A 1856-nucleotide genomic window follows, 5' to 3' on the forward strand; every position below is an offset into this window, starting at 1 on the left:
CAAGGACAGTCACCAATGAACAACGGGCAAGAGAAAAAGGCCAAACCCGGCTCGGTCATGCGCCTGCTGTGGCGCAACCATCCCTGGCTGACCCTGATGACCCTGTTGACCGGGGTGATCAGCGGCGTGGCCTCCATCGCGGTGGTCAATGTGATCAACCAGGCGATCCACGAGGAGCGCTTCCAGTGGCAGACGGTGTACTGGTTTGTCGGCCTGAGCGTGGTGGCGCTGCTGTTCCGTAATGGCGCCGCGCTGTTTCCCGCCTATGCCAGCATGCGCATCATGACCCGCCTGCGTATTGCCCTGTGCCGCAGGATCCTGGTGACGCCTCTGGAAGAGGTCGATCGCCGCGGGGCGCCGAATGTCCTGACCATGCTCACCAACGATATCCCGCAATTGAACAGTACCCTGGTGATCATGCCGACGGTGCTGGTGGAAACGGCGGTGTTTCTGTTCGGCATCGGCTACCTGGCCTATCTGTCCTGGATCGTGTTCGCACTGACCATGGGCCTGATCGTGCTGGGGGTCACGCTTTACATGGGCTTTTTCATGGGGGGCATGAGCGTCACCCGCAAGGTGCGCGACGAGTTCACCGCGTTCAACGAATACACCCATGCCCTGGTGTTCGGTCTCAAGGAACTCAAGCTGAACGGCATTCGCCGCCGCTGGTTCAGCCGTTCGGCGATCGAGGAGTCCTCGACCAAGGTGGCCCGCTACAACTATTTCGAACGGCTCTGGTACACCGCGGCCGACAATGTCGGTCAACTGACCTTGTCGCTGCTGATCGGTTGCCTGCTGTTCGTGGCCCCCATGGCCGGCACAATCGACAGCAAGACCCTGAGCGCCAGTGTGCTGGCCGTGCTGTACATCATGGGCCCGCTGTCGCTGCTGGTCAGCGCCATGCCGCTGCTGGCCCAGGGACGTGTCGCCAGTGCCCGCCTGGCGGAGTTCGGTTTCTCCATCAACGACCCGCATCCCGAACCCGAAGCCCTCGCCAGCGAAACCGCCAACGTGCTGTTCCTGGATCACAAGAGGGACTGGAACAGCATCCAGTTGCAGAATGTGCGCATGAACTACGTGGATCCGATCAGCGGCTCCGGTTTTGCTCTGGGGCCCATCGACCTGACGGTACGTGCCGGTGAGTTGATCTATATCGTCGGTGGCAACGGCTGCGGCAAGAGTACCCTGGCCAAGGTGCTCAGCGGACTCTACATCCCCCAGGAGGGGCAGGTACTGCTCGACGGCAAGCCGATCACCGACACCTCGCGCAACCACTACCGTGACCTGTTTTCCGCAGTGTTCTCCGACTTCCAGCTGTTTAACCGCCTGATCGGCCCGGACGAGCAGGAGGATGCCAGCACGGAACTCGCGCAGAAATACCTGGCGACCCTGGGCCTGGCCGACAAGATCAGCATCGAGGGGATGGGCTACTCGACGACCAAGGCGCTGTCCTATGGGCAGCAGAAACGCCTGGCCCTGGTTTGCGCCTACATGGAAGATCGGCCGATCTACCTGCTGGACGAATGGGCCGCCGACCAGGACCCGCCGTTCAAGCGTTTCTTCTACGAAGAGCTGCTGCCGGATCTCAAGCGCCGCGGCAAGACAGTCCTGATCATCACCCACGATGACCAGTACTTCCAACTGGCCGATCGCATCATCAAGTTGGTGGACGGGCAGATCGTCTCCGACGTGAATTGTGCGGTACAGGGCAAGCGCGCCTGAATACCAGCGCTTCTTGACGCTTCCCGGGAGGCGGCTCCGCCAGGCTGGGCGAGGTCGCCCCCGGACCCGACTCAACTTTTAGCTATCGCCACCTTTTCGTCGTGGTGAGGCCGACCCTTTGCGAGAAGAAATGT

Annotated in this window: 1 protein-coding gene; it reads left to right on the top strand. The window is 61.4% G+C overall.

The window, feature by feature from the left end:
- Positions 1-15 precede the first annotated feature (15 nt).
- Entirely contained in the window at positions 16-1722 is a 1707-nt protein-coding gene (locus ACM62G_RS27515; protein WP_054056608.1) for a cyclic peptide export ABC transporter, read from the top strand.
- Positions 1723-1856: the final 134 nt, after the last annotated feature.

It is taken from the genome of Pseudomonas sp. COR18, from assembly GCF_048568395.1.
GTDB lineage: Bacteria > Pseudomonadota > Gammaproteobacteria > Pseudomonadales > Pseudomonadaceae > Aquipseudomonas > Aquipseudomonas fuscovaginae_B.